The organism is Micromonospora sp. NPDC049175, from assembly GCF_043197345.1.
Classification (GTDB): Bacteria; Actinomycetota; Actinomycetes; order Mycobacteriales; family Micromonosporaceae; genus Micromonospora.
On sequence record NZ_JBICSY010000001.1, the window covers coordinates 311,430 to 328,701 of the forward strand.

General features: G+C 69.1%; 17 protein-coding genes. 5 read left to right on the forward strand and 12 right to left on the reverse strand.

Annotated features, from left to right (window positions below):
• Nucleotides 1-3 precede the first annotated feature (3 nt).
• The 7 genes from ACGFH8_RS01300 to ACGFH8_RS01330 all read right to left on the reverse strand — a co-directional run bounded on the left by ACGFH8_RS01300 (nucleotide 4) and on the right by ACGFH8_RS01330 (nucleotide 8,437).
• Nucleotides 4-450 (reverse strand): DUF4188 domain-containing protein, encoded by a 447-nt coding sequence (locus ACGFH8_RS01300; protein ID WP_393361599.1) that lies wholly within the window; start codon nucleotides 448-450, stop codon nucleotides 4-6.
• Nucleotides 447-1,988 carry a phenylacetate--CoA ligase family protein gene (locus ACGFH8_RS01305; RefSeq protein WP_393361602.1) on the reverse strand — a complete coding sequence of 514 codons (1,542 nt, stop codon included), beginning with the start codon at nucleotides 1,986-1,988 and terminating at the stop codon, nucleotides 447-449. Before ACGFH8_RS01305 ends, ACGFH8_RS01300 begins: the two co-directional genes overlap by 4 nt.
• A 9-nt stretch (nucleotides 1,989-1,997) precedes the next feature.
• Complete coding sequence (locus ACGFH8_RS01310) at nucleotides 1,998-3,152, reverse strand: Gfo/Idh/MocA family protein (RefSeq protein WP_393361605.1); 1,155 nt, start codon at nucleotides 3,150-3,152, stop codon at nucleotides 1,998-2,000.
• On the reverse strand, nucleotides 3,122-3,832 hold the full coding sequence (locus ACGFH8_RS01315) for a ThuA domain-containing protein (RefSeq protein WP_393361608.1): 711 nt from the start codon (nucleotides 3,830-3,832) through the stop codon (nucleotides 3,122-3,124). The genes ACGFH8_RS01310 and ACGFH8_RS01315 overlap by 31 nt, the downstream gene beginning before the upstream one ends.
• Nucleotides 3,833-4,000: 168 nt before the next feature.
• The gene (locus ACGFH8_RS01320) at nucleotides 4,001-5,494 is read right to left on the reverse strand and encodes an RICIN domain-containing protein (RefSeq protein WP_393361611.1); all 1,494 of its coding nucleotides are present in this window, start codon (nucleotides 5,492-5,494) and stop codon (nucleotides 4,001-4,003) included.
• Between the two features lie 51 nt (nucleotides 5,495-5,545).
• The gene (locus ACGFH8_RS01325) at nucleotides 5,546-6,985 is read right to left on the reverse strand and encodes a glycoside hydrolase family 43 protein (protein WP_393361614.1); all 1,440 of its coding nucleotides are present in this window, start codon (nucleotides 6,983-6,985) and stop codon (nucleotides 5,546-5,548) included.
• A 36-nt stretch (nucleotides 6,986-7,021) separates the two neighbouring features.
• Entirely contained in the window at nucleotides 7,022-8,437 is a 1,416-nt protein-coding gene (locus ACGFH8_RS01330; protein ID WP_393361617.1) for a family 43 glycosylhydrolase, read from the reverse strand.
• 259 nt (nucleotides 8,438-8,696) lie between these two features.
• Between ACGFH8_RS01330 and ACGFH8_RS01335 the strand changes: the two genes are divergently transcribed.
• On the forward strand, nucleotides 8,697-9,254 hold the full coding sequence (locus tag ACGFH8_RS01335) for a hypothetical protein (protein WP_393361620.1): 558 nt from the start codon (nucleotides 8,697-8,699) through the stop codon (nucleotides 9,252-9,254).
• On the opposite strand, the gene ACGFH8_RS01340 is transcribed toward ACGFH8_RS01335, so the two are convergent.
• Nucleotides 9,196-10,230, reverse strand: coding sequence for a phosphotransferase (locus tag ACGFH8_RS01340; RefSeq protein ID WP_393361623.1), 1,035 nt, complete (start codon nucleotides 10,228-10,230; stop codon nucleotides 9,196-9,198). The two genes, ACGFH8_RS01335 and ACGFH8_RS01340, sit on opposite strands and share 59 nt — an antisense overlap.
• A gap of 158 nt (nucleotides 10,231-10,388) precedes the next feature.
• On the opposite strand from ACGFH8_RS01340, the gene ACGFH8_RS01345 reads away from it, so the two are divergent.
• The 3 genes from ACGFH8_RS01345 (at nucleotide 10,389) to ACGFH8_RS01355 (ending at nucleotide 12,567) form a co-directional block, all read left to right on the forward strand.
• Nucleotides 10,389-10,784, forward strand: coding sequence for a DUF3224 domain-containing protein (locus tag ACGFH8_RS01345; protein ID WP_393361626.1), 396 nt, complete (start codon nucleotides 10,389-10,391; stop codon nucleotides 10,782-10,784).
• A 118-nt stretch (nucleotides 10,785-10,902) separates the two neighbouring features.
• On the forward strand, nucleotides 10,903-11,736 hold the full coding sequence (locus ACGFH8_RS01350) for a hypothetical protein (protein ID WP_393361629.1): 834 nt from the start codon (nucleotides 10,903-10,905) through the stop codon (nucleotides 11,734-11,736).
• Nucleotides 11,737-11,814: 78 nt separating this feature from the next.
• Nucleotides 11,815-12,567 carry a hypothetical protein gene (locus ACGFH8_RS01355; protein WP_393361632.1) on the forward strand — a complete coding sequence of 251 codons (753 nt, stop codon included), beginning with the start codon at nucleotides 11,815-11,817 and terminating at the stop codon, nucleotides 12,565-12,567.
• A 109-nt stretch (nucleotides 12,568-12,676) separates the two neighbouring features.
• On the opposite strand, the gene ACGFH8_RS01360 is transcribed toward ACGFH8_RS01355, so the two are convergent.
• A complete protein-coding gene (locus ACGFH8_RS01360; RefSeq protein ID WP_393361635.1) occupies nucleotides 12,677-13,552 on the reverse strand; it encodes an endonuclease/exonuclease/phosphatase family protein in 876 nt (291 codons plus the stop codon).
• 179 nt (nucleotides 13,553-13,731) lie between these two features.
• Here ACGFH8_RS01360 and ACGFH8_RS01365 point away from each other — a divergent pair, with 179 nt between their 5' ends.
• Nucleotides 13,732-14,262 carry a GNAT family N-acetyltransferase gene (locus ACGFH8_RS01365; RefSeq protein WP_393361638.1) on the forward strand — a complete coding sequence of 177 codons (531 nt, stop codon included), beginning with the start codon at nucleotides 13,732-13,734 and terminating at the stop codon, nucleotides 14,260-14,262.
• Nucleotides 14,263-14,416: 154 nt separating this feature from the next.
• Here ACGFH8_RS01365 and ACGFH8_RS01370 read toward each other — a convergent pair whose 3' ends face one another.
• The 3 genes from ACGFH8_RS01370 to ACGFH8_RS01380 all read right to left on the reverse strand — a co-directional run bounded on the left by ACGFH8_RS01370 (nucleotide 14,417) and on the right by ACGFH8_RS01380 (nucleotide 17,155).
• Nucleotides 14,417-15,319, reverse strand: a complete 903-nt coding sequence (locus ACGFH8_RS01370) for a CPBP family intramembrane glutamic endopeptidase (RefSeq protein WP_393361641.1) — start codon at nucleotides 15,317-15,319, stop codon at nucleotides 14,417-14,419.
• Between the two features lie 131 nt (nucleotides 15,320-15,450).
• Entirely contained in the window at nucleotides 15,451-16,467 is a 1,017-nt protein-coding gene (locus tag ACGFH8_RS01375; protein ID WP_393361643.1) for a sensor histidine kinase, read from the reverse strand.
• Nucleotides 16,460-17,155 (reverse strand): response regulator transcription factor, encoded by a 696-nt coding sequence (locus ACGFH8_RS01380; protein WP_393364423.1) that lies wholly within the window; start codon nucleotides 17,153-17,155, stop codon nucleotides 16,460-16,462. Before ACGFH8_RS01380 ends, ACGFH8_RS01375 begins: the two co-directional genes overlap by 8 nt.
• Nucleotides 17,156-17,272 lie beyond the last annotated feature (117 nt).

Consider the following 17,272-nt stretch of genomic DNA (forward strand, 5'->3'; position numbering starts at 1 on the left):
GTCTCATGTGCGGTGCACCGGCGGGCCGGACGTCTCCCGCGAGAGCGGGGTGAAGGTCGGTATGTGTGCCATGCCGTCTCCCTCGGCGCGCCAGATGCCGTTGCTGTAGCCCTCGGGCTCGGCGTTGTAGAGGCGGATGTAGCCGCCAGTGGCGTTCTTCGTGCCGTGATCGGTCACCCAGCACATGAGGTCACGGTGATGGCGGCTCCGGGCGAACGTCAGGAGCGCGTCACGGTCGCTGAAGAAGGCGATGGTGCCGAGTGTGAACGGGAACTGGTAATAGACGGTGTGCCACCGGTATCCGTCCATTCGTTTCATCTGCCCAACCATCCGGAACCAGACCCGGGTGAGCGTGAGGATCGAGCGCGGCCCCCGGTAACGGGTGGCGCCGACGAACATTGCTGTCGCCTGGCCCACGGCGGGCGCGGCGGAGAAGTCCGTGGTCCTCATGCCGGCACGCCCTTCACCAGGTAGACGTTCTTGATCGTCGATGCCGCGCCGGCGAACGGGCCCGTGCCGTACTCGTGGACCTCCACGCGCAGGTCCGCAGCGGACGGGTCCTCGGCGAGGGACTCGGCGAAGTCCCGGCTGACCTCGGCGAGGTGGCGCAACACTCCCGCGCGGCAGGTCTCGGTGAGGGTTGCCCGCTCCACCGGGTCGAGCGTCAGGCCCTCGCGGAGTTGCAGGTTGACGACCGGCCGGCTCTCCAGGTCGGCCTGCTCGGTCACCGCGAGGCAGAAGCTCTGCAGCAGGTGCGCCCGGGGATTGTCGGCATAGAGGCCGTACTCGACGTCCTGCGGGTAGATGTTGGCGCCCATGTACGAGATAGTGCTGTCCTTGCGGCCGTACAGGAACAGCAGTGGGAGACGCATCCGGTCGACCTGCCAGGCACGGTCCGCGGCGGCCCGCGCCGCGGGGTCGGCGATCGCGGCCAGGACATCCGGGTACGAGATCAGCCGGCCCTCGTCGCCGATGTTGTAGCGGACCCGGGGATTGAGCACCGCCGTCGAGTTGATCGTGCAGAGCACCTCGTGGTCCGGAGTGGTCTCCAGGTACGTCTCCAGCGGGTTGTACTGGAAGACCATCGGCAGCCGGTGCTCGTCGGCGCCGAGCAGGGCGGTCCGCAACGCGGCGTCGGTACGCAGTCGTCGGCGGACCCAGACGCTGAAGTCGCTCTCCCCCGCCATACCGATGGTGAGGTCGCTGGCCCCGTAGCCGGAACGCACCTTGACGAAGCGCTCCTGCAGGTAGTCGCGCAGCGCCTCGGTCATCCCCTCACCGCCGACGAGTCCGCTGATGCGGTAGTCGGCCCAGGGAAAGTCCTCGGCGTCGAGCTTGTCGCGCAGGTGCTTGAGGAACGGCGGGTAGGCGGTGACGATGTAGTCGAAACCGGGGCCGAAGTACAGCAGGGTGTCGACGATCTTCCGCAGGTCGGGCCCCGTGTTCTTGACCATCGCGATCTTCGACATGGCGATGCCGGTGTTGGTGCCGGTTGCCCAGGCGCCCATCGAGTACGCGTTGATGACGAACCGCCGCTTCGACGGGAACACCATCGTCGCGTAACCGGCCAGGTTCTTGTGCACCGAGCGCAGCTCACGGCGGCTGCGGATCCAGTTGAACGGCTGGCCGGACGAGCCCGACGACTCGTCGACGACGCTGCCGGCGATCTCGATCTCCCCGTGCCGACAACGCTGCGCCTCCGGGTACGCCTGCACGTACGACCGCTTGTCGGTGGGCGGGTACGACGACAGATCGAACCAGCGGAACCGCCAATTGTGACCGCGCAGGAAATCGCCGTACGCGGGCACGTCGATCGCGGCGAACTGGCAGGTCATCCAGGCGTGCAGCCGGGCGAAGCGCCCCAGGGAGGGGCGGTACTGACGGGCCGTGAGCCGCCACACCGCCGGATGGATCCGGTAGAGGGTGTAGAGCCAGGTCAGGGCGAAGCTTGCGGCCCGCAGGGTCCACCGACGCAGGAATGTCACCACGCGGCAACACTATTTGTCGGTCGAGCCGGCCACCTGATGGCGGGTACTCAGGTGTCCTGAGTAGTGAGCACGCCACTCCTCGGCCGGCGTGAGCGGAACGGGTACGGGCCGCCGCACCACAGTCGTCAGTTCGATCCGCTGGCCCTCGGCCGCCGACCGGAGCAGGGCGGTCATCGTCTCCAACACGTGCAGCGCGACGTCGCCGCCCGCCCGCGCCGGACGGTGCCCGTCGGCGGTGACCATGTCGATCAGGCCGATGCCCCGGGACGCCTCGGCGTAGCCGGCCTGCGGTGGAAGAGCGCGCCAGTCGGTGTCGCCGAGCGCGAGGACGCGGACCTCTCCGTCGAAGTAGTTCGGGTCGGGTACGGCGAGTGTGCCGGTCTCCCCTCGTACCTCGATCGGCGCGGCGGTCGTCGCGACCCCGTCGAAGCTCGTGGTGATCGTGGACAGGGCGCCGTTCGCGTGTTCGAGCACGCCCGTCACGTGGGTGTCCACCTCCACCGGGATCCGCTGCCCGGTACGCGGACCCGAGCCGATGACGCGCTCGGGGCGCAGGCGGCTGGCGGCGCCGACCACCGCCCGGACCGGTCCGAGCAGGTGGATGAGCGCCGAGACGTAGTACGGCCCCATGTCCAGCAACGGGCCGCCGCCCGGGGCGTAGTAGAAGTCGGGGTGGGGATGCCAGCGCTCGTGCCCCGCGGTGACCATGACTGCCGACGCGGACATCGGGCGTCCGATGAGCCCGCCGTCGATCGCCGCCCGCGCCGTCTGCGTGCCCGTGCCCAGGACGGTGTCCGGCGCACACCCGACGCGTACGCCGGTCGTCGCGGCCCGGTCGATGACCGTGCGGCCGTCCGGGAAGGTCACGGCGAGCGGCTTCTCGACGTAGACGTTCTTGCCGGCGTCGACCGCGCCCAGCGAGATGTCGGCGTGCGCCGCGGGGATCGTGAGGTTGAGCACCGTCTGCACGTCCGGGCTGGCGAGCAGGCGTTCGACGCTCATCGCCTCGGCGCCGGGGATCGTGGCGGCGACCGCCGCCGACCGGGAGGCGTCGAGGTCGGCGAGTGCGGCGATCCGCACCGCGGGATGGTTGGCGAGGGTGTCCAGGTAGGCGCGGGAGATGACCCCGAGACCTACGACGCCGACGCGGTGCGGGTCGCCCACACCATCCCCCTCTCGATGACGGTACGCACGCTCGCGTGCTCCAACACGTCCACGCTGTGCCCCGGGGTCGTCACGACGACGCGTCCGGCACCCCAGCGCCGGGTCCAGATCGCCGGTGAGGTGACCGGCCGGTGCCACGGGTGCCACGCCTGCGTGGGGTGGGTGGTGACGGCCAGGACGTCGATCAGGTCGTCGTGCAGCACCCAGTACTGTTCGGTGACCAGGTCGAAGTCCTCCACACCGGCGGTGATCGGGTGCTCCCGGCCGAGGTCGGTGACGCGCACCGTGTGCGGCAGGAAGTTGTCCTCCGGGCCACCGTGACGCTCGCACGGCTCCTTGCCCGGATGGGTCGCGAACTGGCCGCCCACCAGGTGCAGGTATTCCGAGGACGCGCGGAACGAGTCCACAATGCCGCCGTGCCACCCGGTGAAACCCGTACCGGCGCTGACCGCCGCGCTCAGGCCCGCCGCCTCGGCCGAGGTGATCTGCGCCATCGTCATGCACTGCACGACGAGGTCGGTGGCGGCCATCTCGGCGGCATCGGCGTAGATCTCCGTCGACACCTCGACCCGTACGGCATAGCCGCTCCGGTCGAGGAAGGGGATGAACAACTCGGTCGCCTCGACCGGCTGGTGCCCCTCCCACCCGCCCCGAACCACAAGTGCTCTCCGCTGCGCCACCCTCGCTCCCTCCCACGGTCCGCCGATACCCATGCATGTCGGGCACCGAAACCGTACTCGTGATTGCCGTCAAAGCCGACCTTGGCCAGCTTCCGGATCACACAGTGAAGGCGGCCCGTACGCCTCGGTGTCGAGGCGTACGGGCCGTACCGTCGATGTGTTGCTACCTCAGACGGCCGTGCGCGACCACTGCTGGTTGGTGCCGGTGTTGCAGGTGTACTGCTTGAGGACCACGCCGTCCGCGGTCGACGCGGCGGGTACGTCCACGCACTTGTTGCTGTGTCGGGCTCGGAGCTGGAAGTAGTTGCCGTTGGTGACCATCTGGAACTGCTGGTTGGTGCCGCTGCCGCAGGTGTACTGGACGAGTTCGGCACCGTCGGCGGTCGACGCGCTCACCACGTCGAGGCACTTGCCGCTGTTGCGGCTGACGATGCGCCAGTAGCCGCTGCCGGCGTCCTGGAACTGCCACTGCTGCCAGGCGTTGCCGCCGTAGGTGTACTGGGCGACGCGCGCGCCGTTGTCGGCGTTCGGTGACTGGACGTTCATGGCCTTGCCGCTGTGCCGCACGTCGAGCCGGTAGAACGTTCCCGTCGACGGCGGAGGCGTCGTCGGGTCGCCGCCGCCGATGGTGTCGCCCCACGCGTACCGGATCCGGTCCGCGCCGGAGGCGTTGCGGACGGTCAGGTTGAGGTCGGTGCCGCTGCCGGTGAGGGCGAACATCGAGTACCAGTCGTAGCCGATGGTGCCGGTCTTGCCGCCGAGGGCGGGCCAGTAGGTGCCGCCCATCTGGTTGTCGCGCATGACCTGGGCCATGGCCCGGATGTAGCGCACGAAGTTGTCGGTGCTGCCCGCGTCGGCGTAGTTGCGACCGTCGTTCATGGGGCCACCGAACTCGGTGGCGACGGCGCGGGAGGCGCAGTTGCCGAGGCGTTCCCGGATGTGGCTGCGGAAGCCGTCGTAGGTCATCGCGCCGTAGAAGAAGGTGTAGTAGTGGAAGGACAGCAGCGTCGAGTTGAAGCGGCTGTCGTTGCAGATGTCGCGCAGGTCCTGGCTGAAGCCGGTGCCGCCGATCAGCACCCGGCCGGGCACGGCCGAGGTGTGGTAGCTGAGCCAGTTCGCGGCGACGTTGCGCCACTCGGTCGAGCTGTAACCGTGCGGCTCGTTCATCGGCTCGAAGTAGACGTTCGTGTTCGAGCCGTACGTGTTGGTCACCGTGGACCACATCGTGTTCCACGCGGCGAGATTCGTGATCCTGCCGCCGGAGGCGGCGGCGTCCTCCCAGTACGCGAGGATGACCTTGAAGCCGCGGGCGGTGGCGGCGTCGATGGCGCCTCGGTAGGCCTCCCACCAGGCAGTACCCACCGTGTGGGTGTTGATGGGCAGCCGGACGGTGTTGATGCCCATGGTGGACGCCATGTCGTCGTAGATGGCGTTGGCCTTGGCCCGCACCGTCGCGTTGCTGTCGGACATGCTCAGGCCCTGCACGACGAGCGGGCTGGTCTTGAAGTTGTCACCCAACATGGCCCAGTTCATGCCTCGGAACTGGCTGGTGGCGGCGACGGCGGGCGACGACGCGACGACGACCACGCCGCCGACCATCGCCGTCACGGCGGCCACCAGGGCGATCAACGTCCGGCGCAACGACCGGCTGATCCGTTCCATGCGTTGTCCAATCACTAGATCGTGCCTCTGCGGGCTCGACATCTCGGGGGGTTAGCTGGTCACGCGGAAGGTCGCGTCGGCACGGCTCTGCGCGTCGGGGATCTGGTCGAGCCGGAGCAGGTAGGCGTAGTGCCGGATGTACCGGTCCGGGTGGCTGTAGGACTGGAACGACGTCCAGGACGAGTCGGCCAGACCCGCGACCCGCCGGAAGGTGGCGTCGGCGGCGAAGGTGGCGGTGCCGTCGTTGGCTTCCAGTCGGAAGTCGAACCCGTAGTGGCGCAGGTAGTAGCCCGGGTAGTTGACCGACTGGATGGAGACCGTGCCGGAGCCGGCCAGGCCGGGCACGATCCGCCACTGACCGTCCTGGGCCGGGCTGACGTTCGGGTCGATGCGGACGTCGTAGTCGTAGTGCCGTACGTACCGGTCCTGGAAGTTGTACGACTGGATCCGGTTGACGGCGGTGACGGGCCAGCGGGCGAGCACCCGGTCCTGTTCGGCGGCGGTCAGGTTGAGGATCGTTCCGTGCCGCTTCTTGGAGCCACCCATGGCGTACGAGCCGGACGCCGGCAGCCGGTAACTGCTCGCGCTGGACGGGTTGCTGGTCAGCACCGGCAGGTAGCCGCGCCCGCTGGAGTACTGGTCGAGGTAGAGGACCCACTCGTTGCGGTTGTTGTACTTCATCCACATCGGGCCCTCGACCTGGGCGCCGGTCAGCCCGATGCCGGACAGGTTCCCGAGGCTCGTCCAGGTGCCGAGGATGGAGTTGCTGCCCTCGATGGCGATCTGGCCGTCCCGGGAGGCCCGGACGTACCGGTAGGCGCCGACGCCGGTGGGCACCTCGACGATCTGGGTGTCGATGATCTCCTGGCTGCCGGGTCGGTTGATGTAGACCTGCGGCGTGGTGATGCTGCGGAAGTTCGTGGTGCGCGCGGAGTAGATGCGGTGCTTGGTCGCCCCGTTGAACGGGACGTTCGTCGCCCAGTAGAGAACGTAGTCGCCGGTCTCCGGGTTCCAGATCGCCTCCGGCGCCCAGGCGTTGCGTCCGTCCGGAATCGCGCCGGCGACGTTCAGCAACCAGGGTGCGGACCAGTTGACCAGGTCGGTGGACTCCCAGACGACGAGGTTGCGGCTGCCGTTGTTGATCGCCGCCGACCAGTCCTGGCCGCAGCCGATGCACAGGTCGGTCGCGATGATCCAGTACCGGTCGCCGGCCGGAGAGCGGACCAGGGCGGGGTCGCGGACGCCGCGGGTGCCGACCGTGGAACGCAGGACCAGCCCACCGTTGTTGAGGTCCGTCCAGCGCAGGCCGTCGGTGCTGTGGGCGAGGTAGATCTGTTGGGCGGTGGACGACTCGCCGGTGAAGTGCGCCATCAGGTAGCCGACTGTCGGGTCGAGCGCGGACGCCTGCTTCGGTGTCGCCGCCGACCAGGTGGTGAACAGCAGGCACGCGGCCACCGCGACCGCGCCGAGCCGCGCGAGGACTCTCGACATGTGTCTTTCTCCTTCGCGGAGGGGCATCCGGGTCAGCTAGAGCGTCGGTACGACGGGACGGATGGTGCCGTCGGCGTTGAACTCCATCCGGTCGATGGCGGTCTCCCGGTTGGTGCCGTTGCCGGCCGGCACGGCGAACCGGTGGTAGGCGATGTACCAGGTGTCGGTGCCGGGCGCCCGGACCACCGAGTGGTGGCCGGTGCCCCGGATGCCGACGTCGAGCCGCTTCTGCAACACGACGCCGCGCCGGGTCCACGGCCCGAGAGGCGACGGGCCGGTGGCGTACGCGACCCGGTAGTCCTCACTGCGCGTGTCGTTCTCCGACCACATGAAGTAGTACTGGTCGTTGCGCTTGAACACGATCGGCGCCTCGTTGTAGCCCGACGGCGTGCTGACCCGCACCTGTGCGGCGTCGAAGGAGGTCATGTCGCTGTTCAGCCGCACCGCCCGGGCGACGCCCTGCCCCCAGTACAGGTAGGACTGCCCGTCGTCGTCGGTGAACACCATCGGGTCGATCGCCTGCCCACCGGAGAACTGGTCGCTGCGGACGAGCGGCCGGCCCAGCGCGTCCCGGAACGGCCCGGTGGGGCTGTCGGCCACGGCGACCCCGAGGTGCTTGGCGGTGTTGCCGCTGGCCGCGCCACCGCTGAAGTACAGGTAGTAGCGGCCGTTGGCGCTGGCCACCGCCGGCGCCCAGGCCGAGTTGTCCGCCCAGGACACGTCCGGGCCGTGGTCGAGGATCACCCCGTGGTCGGTCCAGTTGACCAGGTCGGTGGAGGAGAACGCCTTGTAGTAGGTGCCGGCCCAGCTCGCGTAGCCGTCGGTGGTCGGGTAGAGGTAGTAGCGGCCGTTGAAGACGGCGAGGTGCGGGTCGGCGAAGAGGCCTGGGAGCACCGGGCCCCTGGTGGTCTTGGGCGCCCACGGCGCGACGAGGCGGAAGGAGCTGTCCGCCCGGAACGCGGCCGTGTCCTGGTAGGCGTCGAGCCAGAGCGCGAAGTCGCGGTGCCGGATCCGCCGGTTCGGATAGTTGTACGAGGCCAGTGCCACCGATCCGGCGACCGAGCCGTCCGCCGCGCAGAAGGTGGCGTCGGCTCGGAACCCCGCGTCACCGGCGTTGGGGTCGATCCGCAGCCGGTAGTCGCGGTGCCGCAGGAACATGCCGTTCTTGGTCTGGAACGAGTAGCAGGCGGGTGAGGCCAGACCGTTGACCACTGTGAAGGTGGCGTCGAGCTTGACCTGGTTGGCGCTGCCGGAGGTCACCGGATCGAGTTGCCCGAGGTAGTCGACGTGCCGCACGTACCGTCCGGTCTGGTTGACCGCCTCCAGCGAGACGGCGCCGGTCGGCAGCGTGGCGGCCTGCGCCGGCCCGTCGGCGACCACCACGAAAGCGGCGGCGGCCACGGCGGAGAGGGCCAGGATCCGGATGCGGACGTAGCCGTTGGCCAGGGTCACGACTCCTCCTCCGGGCGGACCGTCGATGTTAGCGTTAACAAGATCAAATCGTGCGTGGCTCGGGGTCTTCATGGTTTTGCGCGACGGGCAACCTGCCGCACGGGACAACTCTGGTGCGCCACGCCGTACAGGCACAATGTGTTCTGCTCGTTAAGTTCGCGTTGCGGACCAGTGTTAGCGATCGCATCAACGGGTGTCAAGGATCGACCAATCTCGCTTACCTTGATCGCGCCGCCGTGGCCGGCGCTATCGTTCTGGCATGGTGCTCACGTCATCCGGTGCCGTCGGCGCCGCCTTCCTCGCCGACGAGCCGGCCGACGGCGTCGACCTCAGCCTGTTCGGACAGTTCACGGGCTCCTGGGCACTGGACTGCACCGAGTACGACCCCGACGGGTCCTCGACGGTTCGACGAGGCGAGTGGCACTTCGGGTACGCGTTGGGCGGCCGGGCCACCACCGATGTCTGGATCCTGCCCGGCGTCGAACACGGCGTCAGCGTGCGATTCCCCGACCCCGCAGCCGGTGCGGGAGTCTGGCGCTCGACGTGGGTGGGACCCGGACGCCGTCGGGCACACACCTTCCTGGCCTCTCGCGTCGGCGAGCAGATCGTGCTGGACGGCGGCGACCTCCGCTGGACCTTCTCGGACATCGAGGCCGACGAGTTCCGCTGGCGCAACGAGGCACGACAGCCCGACGGCACGTGGCGACTCGATCAGACGTTCCAGGTGTGGCGGCGGGCACCGCGGTCTGGTGATGGGGTCAGCGGGTTTTCGCAAACCAGGCGGCGACCAACTCCAGCGGGCGGCGGCGACCGGTGAACATGGTGACCGTGTTACGGAGGTCGTAGGTCTGGCGGGTCTTCGTGGGCGTGGTGATGAGGTGGTTGAGCATGAAGGGGGCCAACCAGAAGTACTTCGCGGCGCCGGTGAGTTGGATGGCGCGGCGGACGGTAGCGGCGTCCACCGCACCAGCGAGGCCGCGAAGGTAGCCGGTGGTGACCAGTTCGACGACCTCGTCGATCAGGGCCAGGTCGACCAGTCCGTCGAAGAACGTGTCGAGGATGAGGTTGGCGGCGTCCTCGCCGAGTGGACCTGGGCCGACGAAGCTCCAGTCCAGCAGCACCGGCCCCGAGTCGCCGACGATCAGGTTCGTCGGCCAGACGTCGTGGTGGCAGAGGGTGCGGGGCAGCTCATCCGTGGCACGCAGCACGTCGTACCGGCGTAGCCACAGCTCTCGTAGGCTGGTCCGGAGGTCGTCCGGCCAGGCGGAGGCCGCGGTGGGATGGTCCCAGGGGATCGGTTCGGTGACGGGGCGGGTCGTGGTGTAGTCGCGCAGCCAGTCGCGGGACAACCATGGCTCGGTGGCTCGCCGGCCCAGCCAGAACGCGTGCCCAGCGCCGAGCCGCTCCGCGAAGTCGCCAAGCGTCGCGGGCGTTGCCGCGGTGCCGGGCACGCCGTCGACGTGCTCCAGCCACAGCGCGACCGACCCGTCGGGCCGGTCTGTCCACTCCAGCAGGGCCGGAGCGCGGATGCCCGCCGCCGAATAGGCAGTCTCCGCCAGCCCATCGCGGTAGGCCAGGGCTTCTCGCTGCCAGTAGTTCCAGTGGCCCTGGTCGGTGCTCGCCGCCCAGTGCGCGGGCACCCCGCTCCGGCCAGGCGGGGCCGCGATCTTCAAGATCGTATTCCGGCCATCGCGGTTCACCCGCCAGATGCCACCGGTCGCCCCGTTGAGCGAGTTGTGGGTCAGCAGCTCGGCCTCCGACTGCCGCCCTACGAGATCACCAGGCGGGTTCATCAGCGCATCCTACGTACCGCTCTCATCTGGACGCTGGCCAAGCCGCCGAGCGTGGTCACCCTCGGGGTACAGGGCTTCGGAGAGTCACCGTCCGGAAATGTCAGTGCCGTCTGCAAGGCTGCTGCGCGATAAGTGCCACCAAGATGAGAAGGTGCGAGATGAGCTCGAAGGCTGGCGGAACGTTCGAGGTCACATCATTCGAGCCGGAGGTGCTCGACGAAGGCCCGGGGGCCGCGCTTGGCCGGGCGCGGGTCACCAAGACCTTCCAGGGCGGCCTGGCCGGCACCGGTACGGTGACCATGCTGTCGGTGACCGACAACGAGGGCAGCCCCGCTGCCTACGTCGCCGTGGAGCGATTCACGGGCGAACTTGACGGCCGCAAAGGCTCGTTCGTCCTGCAACACAGCGCACCCGGCAGCCACGGTGAGCGACTCGCCATCCGCGTCGTCCCGGGAACGGGCTCCGGTGACCTCGCCGGGATCGCGGGAGAATTCGAGATCATCCAGTCCGACGACGGCAGCCACTCCTACGTCTTGGAGTACACACTGGCCTGACGCGTACCGACCTGCGCGACCAGCGACTCACCCGACCCACCGAGCAGTGGCGGCGAGACTTGCCCAGCACTCGCACCCCACAGCAACGACAACCACCCAGCAGAGCAAGGATGCTCGCGTGGAATCCAACACCGTGCACTGGGCGTCGCGGCGCTACCTCAAGGCGCGATACGAGGATCTGCGGCGTGGGTACCGCCAACTGCCCAACGATGGCCGCCAAGCCGACGGGTACCACTACACCACCGAGGCGAAGCAGATCTTTCCCCGCTACAACGTGGTGGCAGCGATCCTGGTGGAGGTCGAGCGCCTCGACCCGGACCACCTCCCCGGCATCGACGTGCTGACTCACGCCCTCCTCGCCGCCGCCGAGGCCGCGAACTCTCCGTTCACCACGCCCAGGCAGGACGAGGTGGAGGCTGGCGCCATCGCGGACGAGCGTCGGCTGTTCGCCGCAAACGTGCGGCGGTGGGTGGCGCAGCCCGACCTCGACATCGACCCGCTTCCGTACCGACGCGTGCTGACGCCTGAGGAGTCATCAGCCTGGCGCACGTCGCTGCAGCACCGATGGGGTGTGCGAAACGGCTGGTGGCACCCCTTGCTGAGCAGTTCGGTTCCGGACGACGTGCTGGTGCTGACCGGGGAGTCGATGTGGGAGGACGACGGCGTTGACCAGGTCCGCCGGGTGCTGCGGGAACTGGGCCGCCGCCGCGTGGTCGAGGTGAGTGAGTACGGCGCCGACTACCTGCTGGACGTCGGGATCTTCGCACCGAGGTACGCCGGGGCCGAATCTCTCTGGAGCGACGAGCGGCACGACTGGATCGCCTACGCGTCCCACGAGGGGACCGTGGCCTTCGGCGGCGCGCTCTCCGCCGGTCTCGCGACAAACTGGCCTGACGTCCACGGTTGGCGATGGTCCGGATGGCACGAATTGGGCCACCTGGAGCGTCCGTGATTCTGGGTCAGGCCGGGAGCGCGGCCTGCTCGGCTCCCCCGGTCGTCAATGCTGCGAGCGGACGGCTACGGTGCTGCCGTGGCGGTGTGGGAGCTGTGGCGGCAGGATGACAACGGCAACCGGGTCCAGATACGCGCTTTCGCTGATCGGGTTGAGGCGCTGGCCAACGCCCTGGCGTTGGAATCCGGGGTAGTGCACAAGCAGACCTATTGGGTCCACGGCCCAGCCGACCCGGTCTGCCGCACGAACCGCGACCTCTACCGACGGCTTGTCCGAGAAGGCGAGGGGATGAACGCCGCCGGACACAGTTTGGACAGGTTCCTGCGCGCCTGGTGGCAGGTTTCCCGGCCGCTGTCGGACCAGGTCCGGCTGGACCTGGACACGGTTGCCGCGATGGTCGCGGCAGCAGGCATGGTCGAGCCGGCGCCGCCGCAGGCCTCCTGGCGATCCGCTTCGTTCCCCTACACACACGAGCCGACCACGTATGCCCACTGGGAAGCCATCGTCCTGTCGCAGATCGCGGACCTGGCCGACTTCGCCGACCAGGGTCCCCTCGACAAGTACGCCTACTTCGGCGTTGCTGCGCCCCGTACCGCCGGATGTGCACGAGCCCTGACCACCACCTGGTACAACTTCGATCCGAATACGTACCTCGAATGCGGGGCGGCCGGAGCGCTGGGCGGCTGGAGCGAGGACGACGGCATACGGAAGCCGCTTCCTGGCCCACACGCGGAGTTGGTGAACGAACGGGAGCCAGGCGATCAGGCCATCGATTTTCTCGGCTGGGACGATCTGGCGGACCTGGCCCGGTGTGGGCAGCAGTACGAGTAGCGGACTGCGTCAGGCGGTGGCCAGTCGGACTGCCGTGACACACGTGTGGCGTCTGCCCCCGGCGGCACAAACCTCTCCAGAAACTCGTGGCCGGCCGAAGTCGGGCGCGTCAGTTCTGGATGGAGAACGTCGCGACGACACCGTTGTGGTCGGACCTGGTGCCACCGACGACGTCGTAATCGGTCATCCACATCAGCTGGTGTGCGGGAAGCCGCTTCCAGAAGTAGACGTAGTCGATGTGCCGGTTGCCGTGTGTGCCGGTGCCCTTCTCGCCGTAGAGGTTGTAGTTGGAGCGCAGATTCGGCAGCTCGTTGGCCTCGAAGACCTGCCACGGGAACCTCGCGTACCCGTAGCTCCGGTCGGCGCTGAAGTCGACGTTGAGGTCGCCGCTCACGATGACCTGGCCCTCGTCCTGCTTGTCCACCGCCAGGTCCTTGAGACCCTGGAACTGCGCCTCGGCGCACCGGGTGCGCGGCAGGTCCTCGGGCCGGCCGGCGTTTTCGATGCTCGCCACCGCGTGGGCGTTGATGTGGGTCACGTTGCGGCCACTGGTCCTGTGCCGGTACTTGACCCAGTTGTTGTACCGCGCGGGCGGCACCTCGCCCGGACCGTTTGTGTCACAGACGAAAATCGATCCCTTGTCGAGTACGTCGAACACGCTCTTCCTGGCGATCAACGCTTCGCCAGCCTGGTTGGTCCCGCCCGGGGCGTACAACCACCAGCCGTTGTCCGCGGCCCAGCTCTCCAGGAACGCCTTGCGGGCACCGACCTCGTTGAGACCGACGAGGTCCGCCTTGGACGCGATCAGGTTCAGGTCGTGCACGAAGTCGGCCTGGCTCAGCCCGTAGTAGATGTTCAGCGTCGCCGTCTTGAAGCCCGCGCTGGCGGCAGTCGCCGGGGCTGCCGGCAGCAGGGCCGCCACCAGCGCGACGGCGCCCGCGAGAGCGCCCAGGGCGCGGGCCTGCCAGTCCGTTGTCCTGCGCATCGACGTCCCTCCGCACAAGCCGCCGTCGGTGGCGGCCAACGAACCGTATCGATTCGAGTCGACGCGAGGCCGAACATCCGGTGACGAAGCATGGACAGACCTGGGTCGACCCGTGCGGGCGGGGGTCGGGGCGGATGACGACCGGCCGTGCTCGACCAGGCACGAATTATCATTCCGCCATGGACGACACCACCCGCGGCGTACGAATCAGAGGCGGTGGCCCGCCCGACGCCCCCGCGATGCTGGACATGCTCGACGCCGCGGTGGCCTGGATGAATGATCGCGGGAACACCGAGCAGTGGGGCACGACCCCGTTCTCCGCGAAGCCCGGAGGGGCCGAACTGGTCGACCGGTACCTGACCGAGAACCTCCCGTACATCGCGGAGGTGGACGGGACGCCGGCCGCAGCCCTGGTGTTGGACTCCGGGCCCGATCCGCGGGCACCGATCGCGCCTGCGGACGAACCCGAGCGCTACGTCCGCCTCCTGGTCACCGACCGACGATTCGCCGGCCGGAATCTCGGGTCGGCCCTGCTGGCCCACGCCGTGCAGGAAACCCGACGGGCCGGCGTGCGGTTGCTACGCGTCGACTGCTGGGCGGGCGGCGGTGGTGAGTTGGTGGCGTACTACGAACGCCACGGGTTCACTCCCGCCGAAACCTTCCTGGCTGGGTCCTGGCCGGGGCGGGTACTGGCCCAGCGGGTCGGCTGAGCCGCGCCTCTCCGTCAGTTGTGCGACCGCCGAGAACCCGTGGAGGATTCCGACATGGAACCCGAACCGCCGGGCGATCTGACGCAGCGTAAGCAGGAGGTGCTCGCCCGCCTCAACCACGACAACGCCGGACGAGGTCTGCAGCGCACCCGGATCAGGAGTCGGGGCGGTATTGGCCCACCGGAGTCGCACGGAGCCACAGCAGGCCCACCACTGCCGCCGTAGCCGACAGGAGAACAAGCTTCAGCCACGGGCCGCCGTTGCCCAGGTGTGGCATCGTCTCGTCGGCGAGGTTCCAGGCCGCGTGCATCAGGATCGCCGCTGGGACACCACCGCGCAGGCGTTCGGTGACGAAGAGCATGAGGTAGGTGAATGGAAGGAGCGCCAGGAAGAACACCGCCCCCTGCTGGGTGAACAAGCCTTCGTCGTGCTGCCCGGTGCCAGGCAGGAAGAACAGCGGCACGTGCCACAGGCCCCACGCGGCTCCCAGCACCAGGGTGGTCGCCATCCGGCTGTAGGACTGCCTCAGGCGTGGCTGTACGTACCCCCGCCAGCCGAACTCCTCCGCCACTGGCCCTGCGAGCAGCGTGTAGGCCAGCGCGATGAGCGGTCCGCCCACACCGGCGACTACCGAACCCGCGTGGTGCGGGATCGCCGACAGGTCGTTCAGGTTCATCAGGACCGCTGCACCCACCGGGGCGACCCCGCCCAGCAGTACCGCCACCACTGACGTGCCAAGCGACCATCGCGTGCGGGGGCCCGGACGCCTTTCCCCGCGGCGCCGCAACCACAGGATCAGCGCCGCCAGGGACGGGCCACTCGCCGCGAGCGCGAACACCAGCAATCCGAGTCCCTCGTCGGGGCTGACACCCAGCACTCCCAGCAGTGCAAACGGGATCCAGGTCAGCAACAGACACACGGCCCAAAACTCCAGCAGCCGCCGGCGGACCAAGCCGCGTTCGGCGGGCAGATGGCGCGTCGGCGCGAATTCGTCCGCCACCGCGGCCCGGGTGACCGGACGGCGATGCCCGCGCTGCCGTTGGCGCAACTTGGCCATGGTGTGCTCATCTCGTCGTCGCATTGATGACCACGACGCTACGAGGATCCTCGGTCCCTAACGATCCGGCTGGTCGGTGAGCTTCCGGTAGGGTTAACCCGCCTCTCCCAGCACCCCGAACGTTCGATTCCTCAGGCGGTGGCCAGTCGGACCATGAACTGGCAGCCCTCCGGGGTGTTGCGCACCTCGACCCGGCCGCCGTGCGCCTCCACCAGTCCGTGGACGATGGCCAGGCCGAGCCCTCCGGATGCCCCACCGTCGCCGGGGCGGGGGGTGCGGGCCGGTTCGCCCCGGAACGCGATGTCGAACAGCCGGGGCAGGTCGGCCGGGGGGATGCCGCCGCAGGTGTCGGCGACCGACAGCCAGGCGTGGTCGTCCTCGCGGCCGGCCTCGATGCGTACGGTGCCGTCCTCCGGGGTGTAGCGGACGGCGTTGAGCAGCAGGTTGGCGACGACCCGGGCCAGCTCCGGTTCGCTCGCGGCCACCGTCGGCCATCCCGACTCGCTGGCGATCAGCTTGATCCGGCGTGCGTCGGCCAGTGGGATGGTGCTGGCCAGCGCGTCCGACACCACCTCGCCGAGCGGCACCGCGGTCAACGACAGCCGCAGCGCTCCCGCGTTGATCCGGGACAGCTCGAACAGGTCGTCGACGAGTCGGGTCATCCGGTCGGTCTCCAGGCGGATCCGGCGGTGGTACTCGTCGACGGTGTACGGATCGCGGACCACCCGGTCCTCCAGCGCCTCCGCCATGGCCCGCAGCCCGGCGAGCGGGGTACGCAGGTCGTGGGAGACCCAGGCGACCAGGTCGCGTCGGCCCTTCTCCAGTTGCCGTTCCCGCTCCCGGGCCTGGTCGCGCCAGACCGCCGCGCGGGCCAGTCGACGGCCGAAGTGCCCGCCGACGGCGAGGCTGACCACCGCCGCCGCGGAGACGGTGATCAGCACCACCTCGAGGTCGTGGGCGGAGAGGAACATCGCCTCCGCGACCGCCAGGACCCCGACGGCGACGGCGACCACGGTGGTGGCGAGCAGCACGCTGACGTGCACGGTGATCGAGCTGCGCCGCAGGGCGCGCAGCAGCAGCGCGCCGGCGAGCCCGATGCCCAGTGCCGCGCCGAGGGCGATCGCGAAGATCAGCAGCAGGTCACGCATCGGCTGGCTCGTACCGGTAGCCGACGCCCCAGACGGTCACGATCCGCTGCGGATCGGCCGGGGTGGTCTCGATCTTCTCGCGCAGTCGGCGGACGTGCACGGTCACCGTCGAGTGGTCCCCGAAGTTCCAGCCCCAGACCTGTTCGAGGAGTTCGGCCCGGCTGAACACCCGGGACGGATGCCGCATGAGGTGGACGAGCAGGTCGAATTCACGCAGCGTCAGCGCCAGGTCGGCACCGGCGAGGCGGGCGGTTCGGGAGGTGGTGTGCACCACCAGGCTGCCGTCGGTGAGCGCCTCCGGCCGCTCGGGTGGCGGCCCGCCGGCGGCGCGACGGAGCACCGAGCGGACCCGGAGCACCAGCTCCCGGGGGGAGAACGGCTTGGTCAGGTAGTCGTCCGCGCCGAGTTGCAGCCCGAGGATGCGGTCGGACTCGTCACCCCGCGCGGTCAGCATGATGATCGGGATGCCGTCCGGCCGGGCCCGCAGCTCCCGGCACACCTGTAGGCCGTTGATCCGGGGCAGCATCAGGTCGAGCACGACCAGGTGTGGTGCCTGGCGAGCCACCGCCGCCAGTGCCTCCGCTCCGTCGCCGGCGTGGCTGACCTGGAAGCCGTCGTGTTCGAGGTAGCGACAGATGACGTCGCTGACGGTCTGGTCGTCGTCGACCACCAGCACCCGCTGTGTCACGAACGTCCCCCGTTCCGGCCGGTCGACGTGTCCCCCGGCCTGTCCATCCGCCCAGCGTAGCCAGGTGCCGGGCGCCGACCGCACCGGCGAAACCTAACGAGGTTCTTACGGCAGCGC

Coding starts and splice junctions, on each gene's coding strand:
- ACGFH8_RS01320 (WP_393361611.1), bottom strand. CDS start 5,494: ATGGAACGGATCAGCCGGTCGTTGCGCCGGACGTTGATCGCCCTGGTG.
- ACGFH8_RS01360 (WP_393361635.1), bottom strand. CDS start 13,552: ATGCGCAGGACAACGGACTGGCAGGCCCGCGCCCTGGGCGCTCTCGCG.
- ACGFH8_RS01325 (WP_393361614.1), bottom strand. CDS start 6,985: ATGTCGAGAGTCCTCGCGCGGCTCGGCGCGGTCGCGGTGGCCGCGTGC.
- ACGFH8_RS01335 (WP_393361620.1), top strand. CDS start 8,697: ATGGTGCTCACGTCATCCGGTGCCGTCGGCGCCGCCTTCCTCGCCGAC.
- ACGFH8_RS01370 (WP_393361641.1), bottom strand. CDS start 15,319: ATGGCCAAGTTGCGCCAACGGCAGCGCGGGCATCGCCGTCCGGTCACC.
- ACGFH8_RS01375 (WP_393361643.1), bottom strand. CDS start 16,467: ATGCGTGACCTGCTGCTGATCTTCGCGATCGCCCTCGGCGCGGCACTG.
- ACGFH8_RS01345 (WP_393361626.1), top strand. CDS start 10,389: ATGAGCTCGAAGGCTGGCGGAACGTTCGAGGTCACATCATTCGAGCCG.
- ACGFH8_RS01365 (WP_393361638.1), top strand. CDS start 13,732: ATGGACGACACCACCCGCGGCGTACGAATCAGAGGCGGTGGCCCGCCC.
- ACGFH8_RS01340 (WP_393361623.1), bottom strand. CDS start 10,230: ATGAACCCGCCTGGTGATCTCGTAGGGCGGCAGTCGGAGGCCGAGCTG.
- ACGFH8_RS01300 (WP_393361599.1), bottom strand. CDS start 450: ATGAGGACCACGGACTTCTCCGCCGCGCCCGCCGTGGGCCAGGCGACA.